19 protein-coding genes are annotated in these 17375 nt (G+C 69.1%); 10 read left to right on the top strand and 9 right to left on the bottom strand.

Translation table 11 applies throughout. The annotated features are described in order from the left end of the window. Positions 1–154: 154 nt before the first annotated feature. From VSR71_RS14200 to VSR71_RS14180, 5 genes are all read right to left on the bottom strand, one after another. Positions 155–1591, bottom strand: coding sequence for an acetate kinase (locus tag VSR71_RS14200; protein WP_342914493.1), 1437 nt, complete (start codon positions 1589–1591; stop codon positions 155–157). Between the two features lie 76 nt (positions 1592–1667). After that, positions 1668–2573, bottom strand: coding sequence for a flagellin (locus tag VSR71_RS14195; protein ID WP_342914492.1), 906 nt, complete (start codon positions 2571–2573; stop codon positions 1668–1670). A 10-nt stretch (positions 2574–2583) separates the two neighbouring features. Then, complete coding sequence (locus VSR71_RS14190) at positions 2584–3282, bottom strand: C39 family peptidase (RefSeq protein ID WP_342914491.1); 699 nt, start codon at positions 3280–3282, stop codon at positions 2584–2586. After that, entirely contained in the window at positions 3279–3713 is a 435-nt protein-coding gene (locus VSR71_RS14185; protein ID WP_342914490.1) for a hypothetical protein, read from the bottom strand. The genes VSR71_RS14190 and VSR71_RS14185 overlap by 4 nt, the downstream gene beginning before the upstream one ends. Positions 3714–3893: 180 nt before the next feature. After that, a complete protein-coding gene (locus VSR71_RS14180; RefSeq protein ID WP_342914489.1) occupies positions 3894–5414 on the bottom strand; it encodes a hypothetical protein in 1521 nt (506 codons plus the stop codon). A gap of 712 nt (positions 5415–6126) precedes the next feature. Between VSR71_RS14180 and VSR71_RS14175 the strand changes: the two genes are divergently transcribed. From VSR71_RS14175 to VSR71_RS14160, 4 genes are all read left to right on the top strand, one after another. Beyond that, on the top strand, positions 6127–6909 hold the full coding sequence (locus tag VSR71_RS14175) for a GntR family transcriptional regulator (protein WP_342914488.1): 783 nt from the start codon (positions 6127–6129) through the stop codon (positions 6907–6909). Between the two features lie 90 nt (positions 6910–6999). Further along, the gene (locus VSR71_RS14170) at positions 7000–8043 is read left to right on the top strand and encodes a tripartite tricarboxylate transporter substrate binding protein (RefSeq protein ID WP_342914487.1); all 1044 of its coding nucleotides are present in this window, start codon (positions 7000–7002) and stop codon (positions 8041–8043) included. Beyond that, positions 8040–9359: a 3-isopropylmalate dehydratase large subunit gene (locus VSR71_RS14165; RefSeq protein ID WP_342914486.1), complete on the top strand. Its 1320-nt coding sequence runs from the start codon at positions 8040–8042 to the stop codon at positions 9357–9359. Before VSR71_RS14170 ends, VSR71_RS14165 begins: the two co-directional genes overlap by 4 nt. A 59-nt stretch (positions 9360–9418) precedes the next feature. Then, positions 9419–9952 carry a 3-isopropylmalate dehydratase gene (locus VSR71_RS14160; RefSeq protein WP_342914485.1) on the top strand — a complete coding sequence of 178 codons (534 nt, stop codon included), beginning with the start codon at positions 9419–9421 and terminating at the stop codon, positions 9950–9952. A gap of 16 nt (positions 9953–9968) precedes the next feature. On the opposite strand, the gene VSR71_RS14155 is transcribed toward VSR71_RS14160, so the two are convergent. After that, positions 9969–10664, bottom strand: coding sequence for a phosphoribosyltransferase (locus VSR71_RS14155; RefSeq protein ID WP_342914484.1), 696 nt, complete (start codon positions 10662–10664; stop codon positions 9969–9971). Between the two features lie 268 nt (positions 10665–10932). On the opposite strand from VSR71_RS14155, the gene VSR71_RS14150 reads away from it, so the two are divergent. Beyond that, the gene (locus VSR71_RS14150; RefSeq protein ID WP_342914483.1) at positions 10933–11112 is read left to right on the top strand and encodes a hypothetical protein; all 180 of its coding nucleotides are present in this window, start codon (positions 10933–10935) and stop codon (positions 11110–11112) included. 8 nt (positions 11113–11120) lie between these two features. Here VSR71_RS14150 and VSR71_RS14145 read toward each other — a convergent pair whose 3' ends face one another. Next, a complete protein-coding gene (locus tag VSR71_RS14145; RefSeq protein ID WP_029045097.1) occupies positions 11121–12011 on the bottom strand; it encodes a LysR family transcriptional regulator in 891 nt (296 codons plus the stop codon). A gap of 150 nt (positions 12012–12161) precedes the next feature. On the opposite strand from VSR71_RS14145, the gene VSR71_RS14140 reads away from it, so the two are divergent. Both VSR71_RS14140 and VSR71_RS14135 read left to right on the top strand, forming a co-directional pair. Then, positions 12162–12620, top strand: a complete 459-nt coding sequence (locus tag VSR71_RS14140) for a nucleoside deaminase (protein ID WP_342914482.1) — start codon at positions 12162–12164, stop codon at positions 12618–12620. Between the two features lie 10 nt (positions 12621–12630). Continuing rightward, on the top strand, positions 12631–13938 hold the full coding sequence (locus tag VSR71_RS14135) for a cyanate transporter (RefSeq protein ID WP_342914619.1): 1308 nt from the start codon (positions 12631–12633) through the stop codon (positions 13936–13938). Here the strand turns inward: VSR71_RS14135 and cynS are convergent. After that, complete coding sequence (gene cynS, locus VSR71_RS14130; protein ID WP_342914481.1) at positions 13932–14375, bottom strand: cyanase; 444 nt, start codon at positions 14373–14375, stop codon at positions 13932–13934. The genes VSR71_RS14135 and cynS overlap by 7 nt on opposite strands. 67 nt (positions 14376–14442) lie before the next feature. Then, positions 14443–14580, bottom strand: coding sequence for a hypothetical protein (locus VSR71_RS14125; RefSeq protein ID WP_165971554.1), 138 nt, complete (start codon positions 14578–14580; stop codon positions 14443–14445). Positions 14581–15157: 577 nt separating this feature from the next. On the opposite strand from VSR71_RS14125, the gene VSR71_RS14120 reads away from it, so the two are divergent. The 3 genes from VSR71_RS14120 to VSR71_RS14110 all read left to right on the top strand — a co-directional run bounded on the left by VSR71_RS14120 (position 15158) and on the right by VSR71_RS14110 (position 17328). Further along, positions 15158–15283 (top strand): hypothetical protein, encoded by a 126-nt coding sequence (locus VSR71_RS14120; RefSeq protein ID WP_255519748.1) that lies wholly within the window; start codon positions 15158–15160, stop codon positions 15281–15283. Between the two features lie 63 nt (positions 15284–15346). Then, positions 15347–15664: a hypothetical protein gene (locus VSR71_RS14115; RefSeq protein WP_342914480.1), complete on the top strand. Its 318-nt coding sequence runs from the start codon at positions 15347–15349 to the stop codon at positions 15662–15664. Between the two features lie 713 nt (positions 15665–16377). Continuing rightward, a complete protein-coding gene (locus tag VSR71_RS14110) occupies positions 16378–17328 on the top strand; it encodes a helix-turn-helix transcriptional regulator (protein ID WP_342914479.1) in 951 nt (316 codons plus the stop codon). Positions 17329–17375: the final 47 nt, after the last annotated feature.

Here is a 17375-nt window from a genome sequence, read left to right as displayed (position 1 = left end):
TTATTTCGTTGTACGCCGTTCAGGGGGCAAGCGCAAGGCAACCGCGGGGGCGCTCTGCACGCACGCGCGCACGTGAGGCGCGCGCGTGCCCTGCCGGTGCAAGGCACGCGTCACGTGCGCAAAAGACGCCTGGAAAAGCGCGGCGAAAGCCGCCTCAGAAAGTGATCGGCAGGCGCAGGTTGACCTGCAGGTCGGGCGTGTCGCGCGTCAGGCCCGCACCCACCGACAGGTTCAGCGTGTAGCGGTCGTTGAAGCGGTACGAGTAGCCCACCAGCAGCGTGCCTTGCGTGATGCGCACCGAGCCCGGCACGGTCTGTCCGTTCTGCTTGGTCGGCCAGATGATGGCCTGGTCATAGCCGATACTGAACGACGCCTTCTCGTTGAGCGACAGGCCCATGCCAAAGCTGAACTCGAAGATGTCGCCCGGGGCGATCTTGCCCAGGTTCTCCGTCTGGCCATTGAGCACGGTACGGCTGACGTTGTCGCGCGCAAAGTTGTGCAGATAGCTGAAGGTGCCGAAGAACACCGCCGGATCGGTCGGCAGCAGCCAGGTGATACCCGGCTGGATTGCCTGGAAGCCGGTGCCGGTCGGCAGCCCGAGTGGCAGGCCCGTGCCGGTGGTATTGCCCACGCAGCGTGTCACGCAATCCGTCACAACTTCGAACGGATCCTTGCCGGTGGCCGACTTGTAGCGCAGCCAGCCGACGAAGTACGGCATCTTCTCGTTGCCGTAGTTGAGCTGGTAGCGCACCGTCGCCTCGACATCGCCCAGGCCGGCGCCGCTGGCATTGAATACGTTATCGACGGCAGTGCCTGTGAAGACTTCACGGCTGATGGTCGAGCCCGAGGTCTTCACGTAAGGCACCTTGGCCTCGACTTCCAGCCGCTTGGTCACGCCATAGCGCAGCGCGATCGACGGGATGTAGGTCGAGGTCTTGACCTCGCGCACGTCGAGCAGGCCGATCAGGATTGCGGGGATCACTGTGTAGCCGACCAGCGCCACGCGGTTGTTGGACGAGTAGCCGTACTGGAAGCCAGGTTCGACCACCAGCTTGCCCTGCGCGGTCAGCACGCCGGGCTGGTCGATGATCGGCGCGATCTCGGGCGGCCGGGTCTCGCGCTCGGGCGGACGGCCCACGGGTTCTTCCACGGCCACGGTTTGCGGGTTGGCTGACTCGCCCGCTTGCGGGCCCTGGGCAACATCCTGCGGCGGCTGCAGCGTGATCTGCTGCGGGTTGTTGACCGCGTTGGGCGGGCTCTGCGTCGCGCTGGCCGCCGCCGCAGCGGTGGCGGCATTGGTGGCGTTATTGGCCGGCGACACACCGCCCCCGATACCCTGGCCGCCGCGCTTGGTGGCCAGTATCTCATTGCTGATGACGCTGCGCAGTTCGCGGATGACTGCCTCTTGTTCGGCCAGCGCCCGCTTCATGGCGTCGAGCTGGGTGGCCTGTTCGGCGAGTTCCCTCTGCAGCGTTTCCAGGCCTGCCGCGGGTCCCCCCGCATCCGGCGCCTGGGCCTGCGCCAGGCCGCCGAGCAACAGCAACGTCGAGCACCCGGCATTCCGGATGCCCTGCATCGACCGCTTCTTCATCACGTCTTCCTCCCCCGGGACGGGCGGGCTGTTGGTCAGGAGCCCGCGACCTGTACTGCTCTCTGCTGCGCTACGATCACCTCATGCTGGCGGCCCGCATCAACGCATCCTGCAGCGTTGCGTTGGCCAATTGCGACCGGAAAGCCTGCAGCGTATTCACGCCTGCGTCGATTGTCATCAGGCTCCGGATGCTCTGGTTGTCCATGCTGTTCTGAATCACCGTGGTGGGCGTGCCGGCTAGCGATCCCACCGCGGCCGCGTTGCCAGGGCCGTTCTGGATCACGTTCAGCAAGCCGTTGGTCACCACCTGGCCGGTGCCGGTCGTCACCACGGTAGCGGGCAGGCCGGCCGCGCCCGCGGCACCGCTGGCACTGGCGCTGCCGCCGTTGGCCGCAGCCGACGTGGCCGAGGCAGCCCCTTCCGCACCGCTGGCCGACGCCGAGCTGCCGGCGCTCGCGCTGCCTGCGCTCGCACTGCCGGCACTCGAACTACCGGCGGAGCCGTTAGCGCCGCCCGTGAGTCCCGCCAGCGCGCTATCGACCGCTGCGTTAGTGGAAGCAACGATGGCGGGGCCCAGCGTCGTCGCCAGGCGCGCCGCCTGGTCCGCGGTGATGCGTCCGACGTCCGGGATGTTAATGCTGGTTGCGACGACCAGGGCCCCGTTGATGTACACCGCGCGTTCGATACCGAACGAAACCTGCAGGCCCGGCACCTCGAAGCCGCCCCGCATTTCGTCGAGCTTGTCATGTGCGACCGGTTTCCAGCCGGCCATGCTGCCGCGAGCGGCAGCCACTGGTGTAGGGTCCCGGTCGCCGGCAGAAGCGGCCTGCGAGGGCAGCGCCGACGGGTCGAGGCTGTCGGGCTGGGGTAGCGAACTGGCATGTGCCACGCCGGCACAGGCCAGACCCGCACCAAGCAGCATCGCGGCCGCCGCCGTGGCGGTGCGAGGCGCTGCAGGGGTCGGGAGGGAAGTCTGCAACATGATGCATTCCTCAGAAATCGCCAACGCCATGCTTGGGCATGACGGTAAAGAACAGGCTATCCCGGTTGACTCCCATCCAGTAAGGGCCGTGGGGCGCAAGGCGCCAGTCAGCGGCCAGGTTGAAGCGGGCGTTGTCCGTGCGGTTGTGGATCACGAACAACAGCTGGCTCTGCCAGATCTTCTCGAAATGCTCGCGTGAAATGGCACGGGTTCCCCGGGCGGGATCGCCGACCAGCACGCGGTTGCCTTTCACACCCTTGACCACCACGAAATGGTGGTATCCGTTCTCCACGATCAGCACGATGGCCGGGATCTGCGTTTCCTCGAGCTTGGACAGCGGCAGTTCATAGCCGTCCGCCTCATAACCGAGCGCAGCCAGGAAGCGCTTCATGTCCAGCAGCGAGAACCCCTCGGCGCGGATCTTTGCCTGGTCGCCGTTGAGGTACATGGTCTGGAACACGGTGGCCTCGTTCATCGGATGGCCGTACTGGTAGGTCAGCAGCGTGGCCACCGCGGCCGAGCCGCAGCTGAAGTCGTATTGCTGCCGGATCGTGGATTTGAAGCGCGCTTCGCGAACGCTGGTGACCCTGACGCTGTAAGGTTCGCCGACCGGACCGTAGAGATAGACATCCGCGGCATTGGCACAGGGAATGGCCCCCGCTGCCAGCAGGAACGGTACAGACGCCAACAGGTTGCGCAGCAGCTTCATGGTCTGAACTGGACGTTGACGATCGTTGCGTTCTGGATCAGCACGTTGTTGCCGGAGTTCTGGATCGCGGTGGGTATCCCGGCCGCGTTGGCGAACGCGCCTTCGGTGATCCGGTTTGTGCCAGTCACGACATCCCACGCGGCGTTTTCGGCGACCGTGCCGTGCAGGCGCATGTCGTTGACGGTGACTTCCGCGCCACCGCGGATATCGTCTAGTTTAGACACGGGTACAGCTTTCGCCACCCCGCCAAACAAATGATTGACTGCGGCAGGCTGCGTCGTATCTGCCGCCACTTCCTGAGTGCCTGCCGCGGCACTGCGCGCGGCGGCCATGGCAGTTTCCAGCCCCGGCGGCTCCGCGTGAGCCTGCAGCGCTGGCCAGGCCAGCAGGACCGTCGCGAGTGTCCCGACGGCAAAGCGGACCGATTGCATGGTGTCATCCTCCCCTGCCCCGCGCGCGCCCCCATCCGGGCGGCAGCGAAGACATTTAGGCTGCGTAGGCATGGACAGGGGCCGGGCGCCCGCACGCAGGGTGCGGGTGCCGGTCCTGTCGGTATCGAAGTGCCGGCCCGTCCCGGGCACAAGGCTCAGGCCGGGCCGATGCCGCGCGCCTTACCTGGCGTTGACGTTGGCCTGCACGTTCACGCTCATCTGCGTCAGCGAGGCGGCGCCGCTGTTCTGGCTCGCCATCATGACGCCCGCTGCGGACTGGCCGACGCTCGCCATGGCGTTGGACATATTGAACGTCCCTGCGTCGACCATGACATAGCCGCCTGCGCCGCCAGTACCGCCAAGGCCACCGTTGCCGACACCGCCCGCACCACCAGTACCGCCGGTTGCCGCGCCGCCGTTGCCGCCGTTGCCGCCGCTACCGCCGTCGCCGGCAGTTGCGCTGCCGTTCGAGGCAGTCGTGGTGGCAGCGCCCGCAGTCGCCGCACCACCAGCGCCGCCGGCGCCGCCCGTGGCAGTCTGCGTGCCGCCCGCACCGCCAGTTGCCGTGCCCGCGCCGGCTGTTGCCGTCGAAGCGGCACCGCTTGAGCCACCGGCACCGCCCGTGCCGCTACCTGCACCGCCGCTCGCGGTCGCGCCGGAGGTTCCGGCGCCGCCCGCACCGCCGGTCGCCGTGCCCGCGCCGCCCGTGCCAGTGCCCGCACCGGCCGTGCCGCTTGCGCTCGCCGCCCCGGCGCCGCCACCGGCGCCGCCAGCGCCACCGGTGTCGTTATTGCCCGCACCGTTGGCACGACCGCCGGAACCGCCCGATCCACCAGCCGAGCCGGCAAGTCCGCCAAGGGCGGCGCTGGCACCCAGGGCATCACCGCCGATCGCGCCGGCGCTGCCGCCGCGCCCGCCCGCGCCAAGCGACGCGCTCAGTGCGCCGCCGCCCTTGCCGTAGGCGTCGCCGCCGCTACCACCCTTGCTGCCCGCCGCGCTAAGCGCGCTGCCGCCCTTGCCATAGGCATCGCCGCCATTGGCACCCCAGTTGCTGGCCTTGCCACCGTTTCCGCCATCGCCGGCGTTGGCCTTTCCGCTCCTGGCGTCACCGGCCGTGGCGCTGCCGTTGGAGGCATAGGCCTGCGCACCGACTGCGCCTTGCGCACCGTCTCCGCCCGAGCCGCCCTGGCCAGTACCACCGTTGCCACCCGTGCCACCCTTGCCACCGTAGCCGGCGCCGCCTTGGGTGCTGCCGTTGTTCTGCGCAAAGTTGCCGATGCCGTGGACATAGTTGCCGCTCACGGTGCCACTCAGCTTGCTCACCGCGATGGCGGTGGTCTTGTTGAAGGAGTCGGAGATGGTGGACGATGCGGCCCCGCCCACGGCGGCGGCACTACCGATACCAGCCGCCACGGCCTTCAGGTGGTTGTCGGAATCGGTCTTGGTCTTGTTGTTGGAGTTGTTCTTGGATTTGTCGACGGTAACCGTCGTGGTCTTGGTGTTCGTGCTGCTGTCGCTCTTCTGGATGGCCGTCGAATACTCATTCGCCTGCGGACCGGCGCCACTTTGGGTCGAGGTTGCCGTGGCGGTTTGGGTGTTGCTTCCGCCTCCCTTTACATCATCATTGTTGTTGACCGGATTCGCCCAGGCCTGCCCCGCAAATGCCATGGCAATCGCCGACGCCAGTAAGGTTTTTTTCATTCCTAGCTCCCAGGATAATTTCACAGTGTCACTGCGGCTCAGCCTCCGGCCGGCGCTCAAGTCCGGAACGACGGCTGGAGGTTCAGGTCCGGCATCCTGCCAAACCGACCAGCCCTAGCGCATAATCGGTGCCAGCTTCGCCACGCGAGACGGCAAACCCTTGTGATACAAGGCCTGCCCGGTGCCAGCCGGGGAACTTTCTGGCCGCTTGCGCCAACAACCGGGGCCTGCATGCTGTGCACGCCAAACGACATGTCACACCGCTGTGACAGCGCCCCCCAAGGCGACTCACGGGCAACGTCAAGGCCCTAAAAAAATCCATTAGTTTTCAAGGTCTTGCGAATAGACCTAGGAATTGCCCGAAGCGCCATGCCACGTATCGGCCCTGAAACACGAACCTCGAGGTGCCGCCGCCGTCTCCCATGTGGGCTGCCTCACATAGCACCAATGTCCGTTTTTCGCCGCCCGCTTCCGGTCATCGGTGCATTGATCAGCGGCCCTTCCGCCCGGCCCCGGCGCGGCGGCACCTGCACGCGAGCGGATACCGCCGTGTGATCGGCCACCGGCCTGGCGCAAAGCGGAGGTCAAGCTGCAGGGCCGCGCGCTTGCGTTGTATCCGAAGCGTCTCAACCGCTATCCTTGCTAGGCTCTATGTCTGATTTAAAGTACATTAGAGGCATTACAGACTTGTCATCTCTCCACAAGGGAAACCATGAGTGAAGCCGTCGTTCCCCTGTATCACCAGATTTACGTGGTACTGCGCCAGCAGATCGTTGAAGGACGCTTCGGCCAGGGTCCCCTGCCGGGAGAGATCGACCTGGCCAAGCAGTTCCACGCCTCGCGCGTGACCATGCGACGCGTGTTCGACCGACTGGTGCAGGAGGGTCTGGTGCGGCGCCATCGCGGGCTCGGCACCTTCGTCAACCCGCACCCCGTGCGTCCCGCGTCGGCCACCGAGGAACGCGGTTCCAGCCTGCTCGACAACATCATTGACATGGGCCAGAAGACGTCGGTGAAGGTGATCTCGATCGACGAAGTCCACGCCACGCCCGACGTTGCCGAGTCGCTGGGGATCCAGCCGGGTGATCCGGTGGTCAAGATCGTGCGCGTGCGCCACTACCGCAACCGGCCGCTGTCGCATATCACGGTTTACCTGCCTGCGGACCTGGGCCGCCAGATCTCGCGCAAGGCACTGGAGGAAACGCCGGTGCTGCGCCTGCTCGAAGCCGGTGGCGTCAAGCTGGGCCGCGCCAGCCAGGTGCTGTCGGCGCGCCTTGCCGACGTGGTGGTGGCGCCGCTGCTGGATGTGCCGGTGGGCGGCGCGCTGCTGGCGGTGCGCCGCGTGGTGAAAGACCAGGCCGGGCGCCCCGTGCAACTGCTACTGGGCCAGTACCGTCCCGACCGCTACGAATACCGCATGGAACTGTCGCCCGCCGGCGTGGACAGCGCCAACGTCTGGGTGGAAAGCGAGACCCGCCCCGGCCTGCGCGACTGACGCGTCCGAGCCCCCGCGACGCAAGGGATGCGCGGACACCCGCTTCGGGCGATACTGCGCACTCCCGATCACATCTAGCGAGGAGTCGTCATGCCAGTGTTCCGCCTGGTTTCGTCCAGCCCGACCCGTCAGTCTCCGCCTGTGCCCGCTCGCCGCACCGCGCTGCGCCGGGTTGCCGCGCTGGCCGCCTGCGGGCTGATCCTGCCGCTTGGCGCCGCGGCCCAGGGCCAGGGGCATGGGATTGCCGGCGGCAAGCCGATCCGGATCCTGGTGGGCGCCCCCGCCGGCGGCACCACCGACACGCTGGCGCGCACCATCGCCCAGGAGATGTCGCAGTTGCTGGAGCAGCCCGTGGTGGTCGAGAACCGGCCCGGCGCGGGTGGCAATATCGCCGCCGATATGGTCGCCAAGAGCGCGCCGGACGGCAGCACGCTGCTGATGAGCTTCACCAGCCACACCATCAACGCCACGCTGTACAAGAAGCTGCCCTTCGACCCGGTGCAGGATTTCACGCCGGTCACGCTGGTCGCCACCGTGCCCAGCGTGCTGGTGGCCACGCCGAAGCTGCCGGCCAACAACGTGCCCGAACTGATCCGGCTGGCGCGCGCGGAGCCGGGCAAGCTGAACTTCGCCATCGGTTCGGTTGGATCGTCGCTGCACATGGCCGGCGACATGTTCAAGATGATGACCGGCACCTATATCGTCAACATCCCGTACAAGGGCACCGCGCCGGCGTTGACCGACGTGCTGGCCGGACAGTGCGACCTGATGTTCGCCAGCACGATCAACGTGCTGCCGCACGTGCGCGCAGGCAAGCTCAAGGTGCTGGGCGTGACCAGCCCCGCGCCGCTGCCCCAGTTCCCGGGCGTCGCGCCGATCGGCGCGACCGTCAAGGGTTTCGAGTCGAGCGCGTGGTTCGGCCTGTTCGGGCCGGCCGGCATACCCGCGGAGGTCACGCAGGCGCTCTACCAGGCGGCCCGCAAGGGGCTGGAGTCACCCGGGGTGCGCAAGCGGCTGGAGAACGACGGCGCGCAGCCGGTGGGCATGGCGCCCGAGGCGTTTGCTGCCTTCGTCAAGCAAGACGTCAAGCGCTGGGCCTCGGTGGTCAAGTATTCGGGAGCATCGCCGGAATGAGCGTGCCTGCGGACTCGCCTTGCGCCGAGGCAACGGCCAGGCCGGCGACGCTGGCCCAGAAGCTGGTCGCCCGTGCGGCCGGACTGGACTATGCCGAGATCGGCACGGTGGCGATCTGCCAGGTCGACCTGGCCATGTCGCATGACTCCAGCGGCCCGCGCCGGGTCGCGCCGCTGCTGCAGGAGCTCGGCGTGAGCGTGTGGGACCCGTCGCGCTATGTCGTGGTGACCGATCACTTCGTGCCGGGCGGCGATGCCCAGGCCGAATCGATCCTGCGCTTCACCCGCGACTGGACGCGCCAGGCCGGCGCCGAGCTGATCGATGCCGAAGGCATCTGCCACGTGGTGCTGCCTGAACGGGGGCACGTGCTGCCGGGTCGCCTGATCGTCGGCGGCGACAGCCACAGCCCGACCGGCGGCGCGTTCGGCGCCTATATGTTCGGCGTGGGCGCCACCGAAATGGCCGGCGTGCTGGCCACCGGCGAGATCTGGCTGCGCGTGCCGGACACGATCCGGCTGGAATGGGACGGCATGCTCGCACCCGGGGTCTGCGCCAAGGACATCAACCTGTTCCTGTGCGCCACGCTCGGCCTGGGCGGCGGGCGCTACGAAGCGATCGAGTACACCGGCAGCGCCGTCGCCGCGCTGCCGATGCAGGAGCGCATGACGCTGACCAACATGAGCGCCGAGCTGGGCGCGCAGACCGGCCTGGTCGCCCCCGATGCGGTCACGCTGGACTGGCTGGCACAGGCTGGCGTGCCGGCGCAGGTGCTGGCGCAGATCGACCTGGCGCACTGGCGCACCGACGCGCAGGCGCCGGTGCTGGCGCACCACCGCTTCGATGCCGCGGCGCTGGCACCGCAGGTGGCCGCGCCGCATTCGCCGGCCAATAGCGCGCCGGTCGACCAGGCCGCCGGCGAGCCGGTGCAGATCGCCTACCTCGGCGCCTGCACCGGCGCCAAGCTGGAAGACCTGCGCATGGCCGCGCGCGTGTTGCGCGGACGCCGGGTCGCGCCCGGCGTCACGCTGCAGGTGGCCGCCGCCTCGCGCCGCGACCAGCAGCAGGCCGAACGCGAAGGCACGCTCGCCATCCTGGCCGAGGCCGGCGCCAGCCTGCTGCCCAACGCCTGCGGCGCCTGCGCCGGCTATGGCGCCGCGCGCTTCCCCGCCGGCAGCCGCGCCATCGCCTCGACCGCCCGCAATTTTTCCGGCCGCATGGGCGATGCCGGCAGCGCGGTGTGGCTGGGCTCGCCGATGACGGTGGCCGCCAGCGCCGTCACCGGCCGCATTACCGACCCGCGCAGCTTGCTGCCATAAGAACATAACAACACGCGGCCCGACCCCGTGCCCCCGCGCGGGCGGGCCAGACCTTCTGCATGACTGCTCCCAGTGCCCCCACCCCGGCCACGGCTCCGGCCCCGACCCCGGCCGGCCGCATCTGGCGTTTCGGCGACAACGTCGACACCGATGCCATGGCCCCCGCCGTGCTGATGAAATCGCCGCTGCCCGTGCTGGCGCGGCACTGCCTGGCGTCGCTACGCCCCGAGTTTCCCGCCGGCGTGCGGCCGGGCGATGTGCTGGTAGCGGGCGCCAACTTCGGCATCGGCTCCTCGCGCGAGCAGGCGCCGCAGGCGCTGCGCGAGCTGGGCGTGGGCGCGGTGGTGGCGCTGTCGTTCGGCGGGCTGTTCTACCGCAACGCGATCAACCTGGGGCTGCCGGTGCTGGTGTGCGCGGAGGCCGCCCGGCTGGCCGACGGCGCCCGGGCGGCGCTGGACCTGGAGACGGCGCTGCTGCGCCTGGACGACGGCAGCACGGTGGCGTGCGAGCCGATCCCTGAATTCCTGCGCGAAATCCTCGGCGCCGGCGGGCTGGTGCCGCACCTGAAGCGGCGCCTGGCCGCCCGGGCCTGACGCTGCCGCTGGCGCGTCAGCCCGCGCGCGTGCTGGCCGCCTGGCGCAGCAGCCCGAGCGCCTCGTCGTCGCTGGTCTGCGTGAAATCCAGGTAGAAGGAGCCGACCGCGCCGAAGTTGGGCGGCGTATTCAGGCAAACAATTTCGTCGGCCGCCTGCTCGAGGCTGGCCAGCCCTTCCTGCGCGCCGACCGGCGTGGCCGCGATCACCCGTGCGGCACCGGCCATGCGCACGCCTTCCAATGCGGCACGCATGGTCGCTCCGGTGGCGACGCCGTCATCGACCACGATCACGGTACGCCCGGCCCGCGCCGGCACCGGCGCGCCGCCGCGATAGCGCTGCTGGCGCCGGGCGATCTCGTCGAGCTGGCGCCCGCGTTCGGCATCGAAGCTGCCGCTTTCCACCGCGCGGCGCGCCCAGGGATCATCGTTCACCACCGTATGCGGCCCGCCGCCGCCGGCATCGCCCTCGACCACGGCGCCCAGCGCCAGCTCCGGGTAGCCGGTGGCGCCGATCTTGCGCACCAGCAGCACGTCGAGCTGCGCGCCGAGCGCGCGCGCCACCTCGAAGGCGACCGGCACGCCGCCGCGCGGCAGCGCCAGCACCAGCGCGGGCTGGTCGAGCTTGTCGGCGCCGAAGCCCAGCTCCACCAGGCGGCGGCCAAGGTAATGGCCGGCTTCGCGGCGATCGGCAAAGCACGGTGGGACTGGCATGGCGCGCTCCCGGTTTGGCAGGCCGGCAGGTTCCCGGCCGGGGCACCGCACGGTGGTGCCCCTCGGCCAATATAGACCTTGCCGAGGAAGGCGTCGGCGCAACCGGCGAGTTGCGTTCATCCGCCGCCAACGTCACGCAAGCCGCCACGATTGAGCGCGATTCCGCAACAGTGTGTTTAACGCAGGGGGGCTGATCGCGGCGCGCGGGCGCTTTAGGATGGTTGCGTTGCCAATCGCCGGCCCGCCCGGCCTTTCGATGTACCGCAAAATGACTTCGCAAGCCCACGCCCAGCATCCCGCCCATCAGTCCGACGCCACCGAAGCGGCCAGCCTGAACACCCCCGACATCCCCTTCGGCTCGCTCGAAGCCGCCGCGCTGGCCGAATTGCCATACACCTTCCGGCCGTCCGGCACCTGCACCCGCTACTACAACGAATACTTCGGCTGACGCCTGCGCTAGCCTGCGTCCGGCGCCGCCGCGCCGGAACTCATGACGCGCTCGCACAAGGCGGCCAGGCGCGCGGCCATGTCGCGCGCCGGCGCCGGCAGATCGGGCTGCGCGTGCAGGCTCAGCTCGACGTCCGGCACCGCCGCCGGCCAGCCGCCGCCGTCCAGCACCTGGTGATGCGCCGTGGCCAGCCGCCGCGGCAGCAGCGTGATGCCGAGGCCGTCGGCCACCGCGGCCAGGATGCTGGCCAGGCTCGCGCTGACGAAGGCGATGCGCCAGCGCCGCCCGCCGGCGTCGAGCGCATGCGTCATCTCGCCGCGGTACAGCCCGCCCGCGGGAAACGCCACCAGCGGCACCGGGTCGCGCGCCACCGCCGGGCGGCTGCGGCTGTCGATCCAGCACAGCGGCTCGGGCCAGCTGGCCATCCCCGGCGCCTGCGCTACGCGCTGCTTGACCAGCACCAGGTCGAGCTCGCGATCCTGGAAGCGCTGCCACAGCTCGTGGCTCATGCCGCTGGTCACTTCCAGGCGCACCCCGGGCCAGTCGTCGGCAAACCCGGCCAGCACCGGTGTCAGCGGCCGCGCGGCAAAATCCTCGGGCACGCCGATGCGGATCTCCCCCTGGCCGGCACTCTGGCGCAGTTGCCCGACCGCCTCGGCCATCAGCTGCTGCAGCCGGCGCGCGTAGCCCAGCAGGCGCTCACCCTCCGGCGTCGTCACCACGTAACGACCGCCGCGGTCCAGCAGCACGCAGCCAAGCTGGTCTTCAAGCCGCCGCACCTGCTGGCTGACGGTCGACTGGGTCAGGTGCACGCGCTGCGCTGCACGGGTAAAGCTGCCGCTTTCCGCCACGGCGACAAAACTCTGCAACAGCACGGGATCGAGTCGGGGGTCCTGCATGGCCGGTCTTCCATTGGGTTTTCCACTGCCGGCGATTTCATCATTTAATTTCCCAATCACCAACCCCCGGCGTACAGTGTGCAGCCTGCCGACTGCCACGTCGCAAGTGATGCGAGCGTGGACTCACTTATCAGAATCCCTGCACAAACCATGACCACTCACCAGGAATTCATGCGGGAGGCGGTGCGCCTTGCCGCAGCCAACCGCGACCGCGGCGGGCGTCCCTTCGGTGCCGTGCTGGCCATTGACGGCCAGGCCGTTGCCACCGGCGTCAACGACATCGTGCACAGCCACGACCCGACCACCCACGCCGAAATGGAAGCGGTGCGGGCCGCGGCGCGCAAGCTGGGCCGTCCGGACCTGCGCGGCAGCGTGGTCTACGCCAGCGGCCACCCCTGCCCGATGTGCCTGGCAGCGATGACCATGGCCGGTGTGCAGGCGGTCTACTACGCCTTCGACAACAACGACGCCGCGCCCTACGGCCTGTCCAGCGAAGCCGCATACCAGGCGCTGCGCCTGCCGCTGGATCCGCCGCCGCTGCCGCTCACGCGGGTGCCGGCAGACCTGTCCGCCGCCCAGCTCTACGGCCCGCGCGCACCGCGCGGCTGACATGGCGGACATGGCACAGGCGCCCGATCTCGCCGCCGCCGCGGCATGCACGCGCAGCGGCAGGGCCCCGGCGCGCTGGCTGGTGCTGGCCGCCGTGGCAGGCATCGGCCTGAACCTGCGGCCGTTCCTGACCGCGGTGGGGCCGCTCGCGCCGTCGATCCGCGCCGGCACCGGGCTCACGTACCAGGGCATGGCCTGGCTGACCTTGCTGCCGATGCTGCTGATGGGCGTGGGCGCGTTCTTCGGCCCCGCGCTGCGTGCCCGCCTGGGCGCGCGCAACGCGGTGCTGGGTGCGCTGGCGCTCTTGGGCACGGGCTGCGCGCTGCGCCTCGGCGTGACCGACGGTGGCTGGCTGATCGCCTCGGCGGCGCTGTGCGGGCTGGGCGTGGCCGTGGTGCAGTCGGCCTGCCCGGGACTGGTGAAGCAGGAATTCCCCGGCCGCGTGGCCCCGGTGATGGGACTGTACTCGGCCGCGCTGATGGGCGGCGGCGCGCTGGGCGCGCAACTCTCTCCCTACGTGACGGCGCTGTCCGGCAGCTGGCGCGAGGCGCTGGCGCTGTGGGCGCTGCCGGCGCTGGCCGCGCTGGCACTGGCCTGGGTGGCGCTGCCGCGCGCGCATCGCAACCACCGGCTGCCGGACCACACGGCGTCGCGCAGCCAGTCCGCGGGCGCGGCGCGCGCCCTGCTGCGCCGGCCGCGCACGTGGCTGCTGATGGGATGCTTTGGCGTGATGAATGGCGGCTATGCCTCGCTGGTGGCATGGCTGGCGCCGTTCTACCAGGGCCACGGCTGGAGCGCGCCCGCCAGCGGCGCGCTGGTGGCGCTGATGGCGGTGGCGCAGGCCGGCGCGGCGCTGCTGCTGCCGGCGCTGGCGGCACGGCGGGTCGATCGGCGCGCGTGGATGGTGCTGGCGCTGGCGCTGCAGGTGACCGGCTTTGCCGGGCTCGCGCTCTGGCCCGACGCGGCGCCGTACGCATGGGCCGTGATCGGCGGCGCCGGGCTGGGCGGCTGCTTTGCGCTGTACCTGGTAGTCGCGCTGGACCACCTGCCCGACCCGGACAGCGCCGGCGCGCTGAGCGCGCTGATGCAGGGCGGCGGCTTCCTGCTGGCCGCACTGGCGCCGTGGCTGACCGCGATGCTGCAGGCCCATACCGGCGGTTTCGCCGCCGGCTGGTGGTACCACCTCGGCTGCGCCACGCTGGTGTGTGCGCTGACGCTACGCCTGAATCCGGCCAGCTACGGCGCGGCCTATGGACCTGATGCCGCGCCGGCCTCCGCGGCCAAGCCGCCGGCGACCGGCCCCGCAAGCCCTCAGTAGCTCTTGTAGGGCAGGAACTTGCCCGACATCTCGATGCGCACCCGATCCCCGTTGGGATCGGGTTCGCGCCGCAGGTCCATGCGGAAATCGATCGCGCTCATGATGCCGTCGCCGAACTCCTCGTGGATCAGTGCCTTGAAGGTGGTGCCGTACACGCTGACCAGCTCGTAGAAGCGGTAGATCAGCGGATCGGTCGGCACCGCCGTTGGCAGCGTACCCTTGTACGGCACCTCGCGCAGCCAGGCCTGGGCTTCGGGCGGCAGCCCGAAGATTTCCGTCACCGCACGCGCTCCGGCCTCGTCGAAAGCCATCTGGCCCAGGCACGCGGCCGTCGTCCATTCCTTGCTGCGGCCAATGCGCTCGGCAACCTGCGCCCAGGTTATGTCGTGCCTGACCTTGGCTTCGATGATGAGATCGGTGACGTCGCTGCGGTTCATGCTGCCTCCATGACAATGGCGTGAAAGATGGAAGCCATGCGGAGCGACGCCGCGCGTTGGCGGCAGGTCAGCGAGTCAGTGCGGTTTCGACCGTGGCCGTGGCATCCGGCGTCTCCAGCTCCTGCGGCAGCGCAAACAGCGCCGCGGCGGGAGGCGACAGCCCCTGCAAAAACTGCAAGGCAAGCACGATGAGCATGATTGGCATGGCGCCTCCTTCAAGCACACGTGTCAGATTCCGCTTCCTGGCCCGACCGGACTCCGTCTGGCACTCCGCCTGGCACTCCGCCCGGCGCAAGCTTCATGCCATTGGCGCAGTGCCCCGCAGCGGCCGTACCGGCATCCCGCACGCACCGTAACGAGCCAGCCCGGCACGCTGTGCGAGCCATCTTGAAGCATGCTGCACCGTCTCGGCCGCGGCAAGGACTCGGCGCAAGCCATCGGCATTGCCGCGGGCCGTACCCGTTTCTGCGTCAGCGCGGCAGTGCGCTTGCCGCCGGGCCGGCACGCTGGCGGCGCCCCGGCGCTCGCGTTTGCTTGCGAGATCTATTTCCGATGTAACGTCACATTACGCCATCAGAGGGCTGGCTGCATCCATCCGCGGTGCCGCTCCGGTGTCCGGCGCGCCTTGCCGCACAAGGCTCCGCAGCATTGCCACGCAGCGCGCGCCCGATCCCGTACGGTTCAGCCCCATGTGAGACGGCCTTACAAGTGCAAGCACGCAGCGAGGGGGCCGGTCGCTACATTGAAGCCGTGTCCAACGCGATCCCGCCAGGAGCCCAGAAATGAAGCGAGCCCTTTCCCTGGTCGTGCTGCTGTCTACCACGGCCGCACTGCTTTCCGCATGCATCGTCGTGCCGCCGCGCGGCGGCCCGCCGCCCCGCTATCACCATCACTACGACCGGTATTGATCGCTGGATCGATGATCGATTGCCTGATTGCCCTGACAACCACCGCCCACAAGGAGCCATTCCATGAAACGCCAGCTCATGCTTGCCGCAGCCGTCCTCGCCACGGGCGGCGCCTTCGGACTCATCGCCCCCGCCGAAGCCCATCCCACGGCCGTGGCCCACGGCTACGGCCATCCGCCGCCGCCGCCGCGCTATGAGCCGCATCCCGCCGCACGCCGCGGCCAGGTCTGGGTGCCCGGCCACTGGGTCGGCGCGCGCGGCCGCTACGACTGGCGCCCCGGCTACTGGCAGGCGCAGCGCGCGGGCCACCGCTTCGTGCCCGACCGCTGGGTGCGCGGACCGCATGGCTGGGTGATGCGCCCCGGCTACTGGACCCGCTGACGGACAGGAGCTCAAACCGGCTGGCCACCGTGGCGGACACAGTTGGTGGCAAGCCGGATGCAAACCGGATGCAGACCGGTGCAGCGCCCTTCCCAGGTCTCATTCCGAGGGTGTAGCCACACCTCATCCAGAAGCATTAGGCCATGCGCCCGAGCACGAGATAAATCGCGCAGATATATTACGGAACGCTCTATCAAGCTGCCGTTTCATAATTGGGCCATCTGCATGCGCCATATATTCCGTACACCCCACGATGGGGTTAGCCACTCCTCTCACGGGGGCTTCTGATAATGCGATCTGTTTCAGCGCTGCAACCATTTTAAATTCGGGTGTCACATCGGTGAAACTGCCCAAACCCAGCGCCAGGGCGGCGTTTGCGAAACCTGGGATGGCGCATTTGGGTGAATTCTTAAAGGATTATGACGGGCCTGTCATTCCCACCCTGTCTCGTCCCGATTCCCCTCGCTTGCAATCCACCCAACCAGCCCATAAGATGAATTTAAGCCGATTTAGGAGCGAGAATCTTTCGGGTTCGGGTTCGGGTCAACCATCCAGCCATCGACAAGTTCCATCCAGAAGAACGGGACTGCCGGGGCATGGAAGCATGGGGGTCACACACGCGGCCAGACACCAATGGTGGCTGCCGTCCTGCACTGCCCTCCATACGCAAAGCGTCCCGCAGTCCGCTCCCGAGTAAACGGGGAGTGAAGTCAATGAACGCGTTGCTGATCGAGGAGCATCCGCTGCTCCGGCTCGGGCTGTTGCAGATGCTCGAGAACATCCAGGAATCCGCCCAGGTGGCAGCCATTGCGCCCGCGGATATCGCCAGGCTGGATAGCCGGCACCACCATGCAGACCTGCTCGTGTTCGGCATGCCCGCCGAATCCGGTCCGGGCTGGGCACAACTCGAACAGGCCCAGGCCGTGCTGCAGCCGCAGCGCGTGCTGATCCTGGCCGACGTACTGCCCTTGCACGTGCCCAATCCGGAAAGCGCCCGCGGCGTGTGCGGCTGCCTGCCGAAGAGCGCCTCGCTGGCGGTGATCGAGGCGGCCATCCGCCTGGCCATCTCTGGCGTGCAAGGCCTGCTGTTCTCGGCCGAGACCGGGACCACGCCTTCCGCCTCGCGTTCGGCCATGCCGGCGGTGCAATCGCTTGCCTCGGCCGCGCCGCTGCCCTTGCCGGCGAGCCTGCCCACCGAATCGCTCTCGCTCGCCTCATGCGCCAGCGCGCTGCGCAGCACGCCGCGCGCTGCCGTGGCGGTGCGCGACCTGACTGACCTGAGGCCGGGCCAGCCGTTGCCAGCGCCAGCTGCCGCCAGTGCCGTGCCGATCGCCGAGGAAGAACCGAGCTACGGCGAAGCGGAAATGCTCAAGATCACGCCGCGCCAGTACGAGGTGCTGGTGCTGCTGGCACGGGGCTACCCGATCAAGACGGTCAGCCGCATGCTGAATATCTCGGTGGCCACGGTGAAGAGCCACGCCTGCACGCTGTACCAGCGGCTCAAGGTGCGCAACAAGGGCGAAGCGGTCTACGCCGCCCTGCAGCGCGGCGCGACGCTGGAGTGGGTCAGCGGCGACGAACCGTTCACCCGCGACAGCAGCCGCACGGTGGTGGGTTCGCCGCGCGCCGACGCCGACTTCCGCAGCGCCGGCCAGACGCTGTAGCAGCATCACTGGCACCGCGCCATGCCCCGCGCAGACGGCGCCGGCGC

Origin of the sequence: Cupriavidus oxalaticus (assembly GCF_038900635.1) — a bacterium.
GTDB lineage: Bacteria > Pseudomonadota > Gammaproteobacteria > Burkholderiales > Burkholderiaceae > Cupriavidus > Cupriavidus oxalaticus_B.
This window is presented reverse-complemented; position numbering and strand designations above follow the sequence as displayed.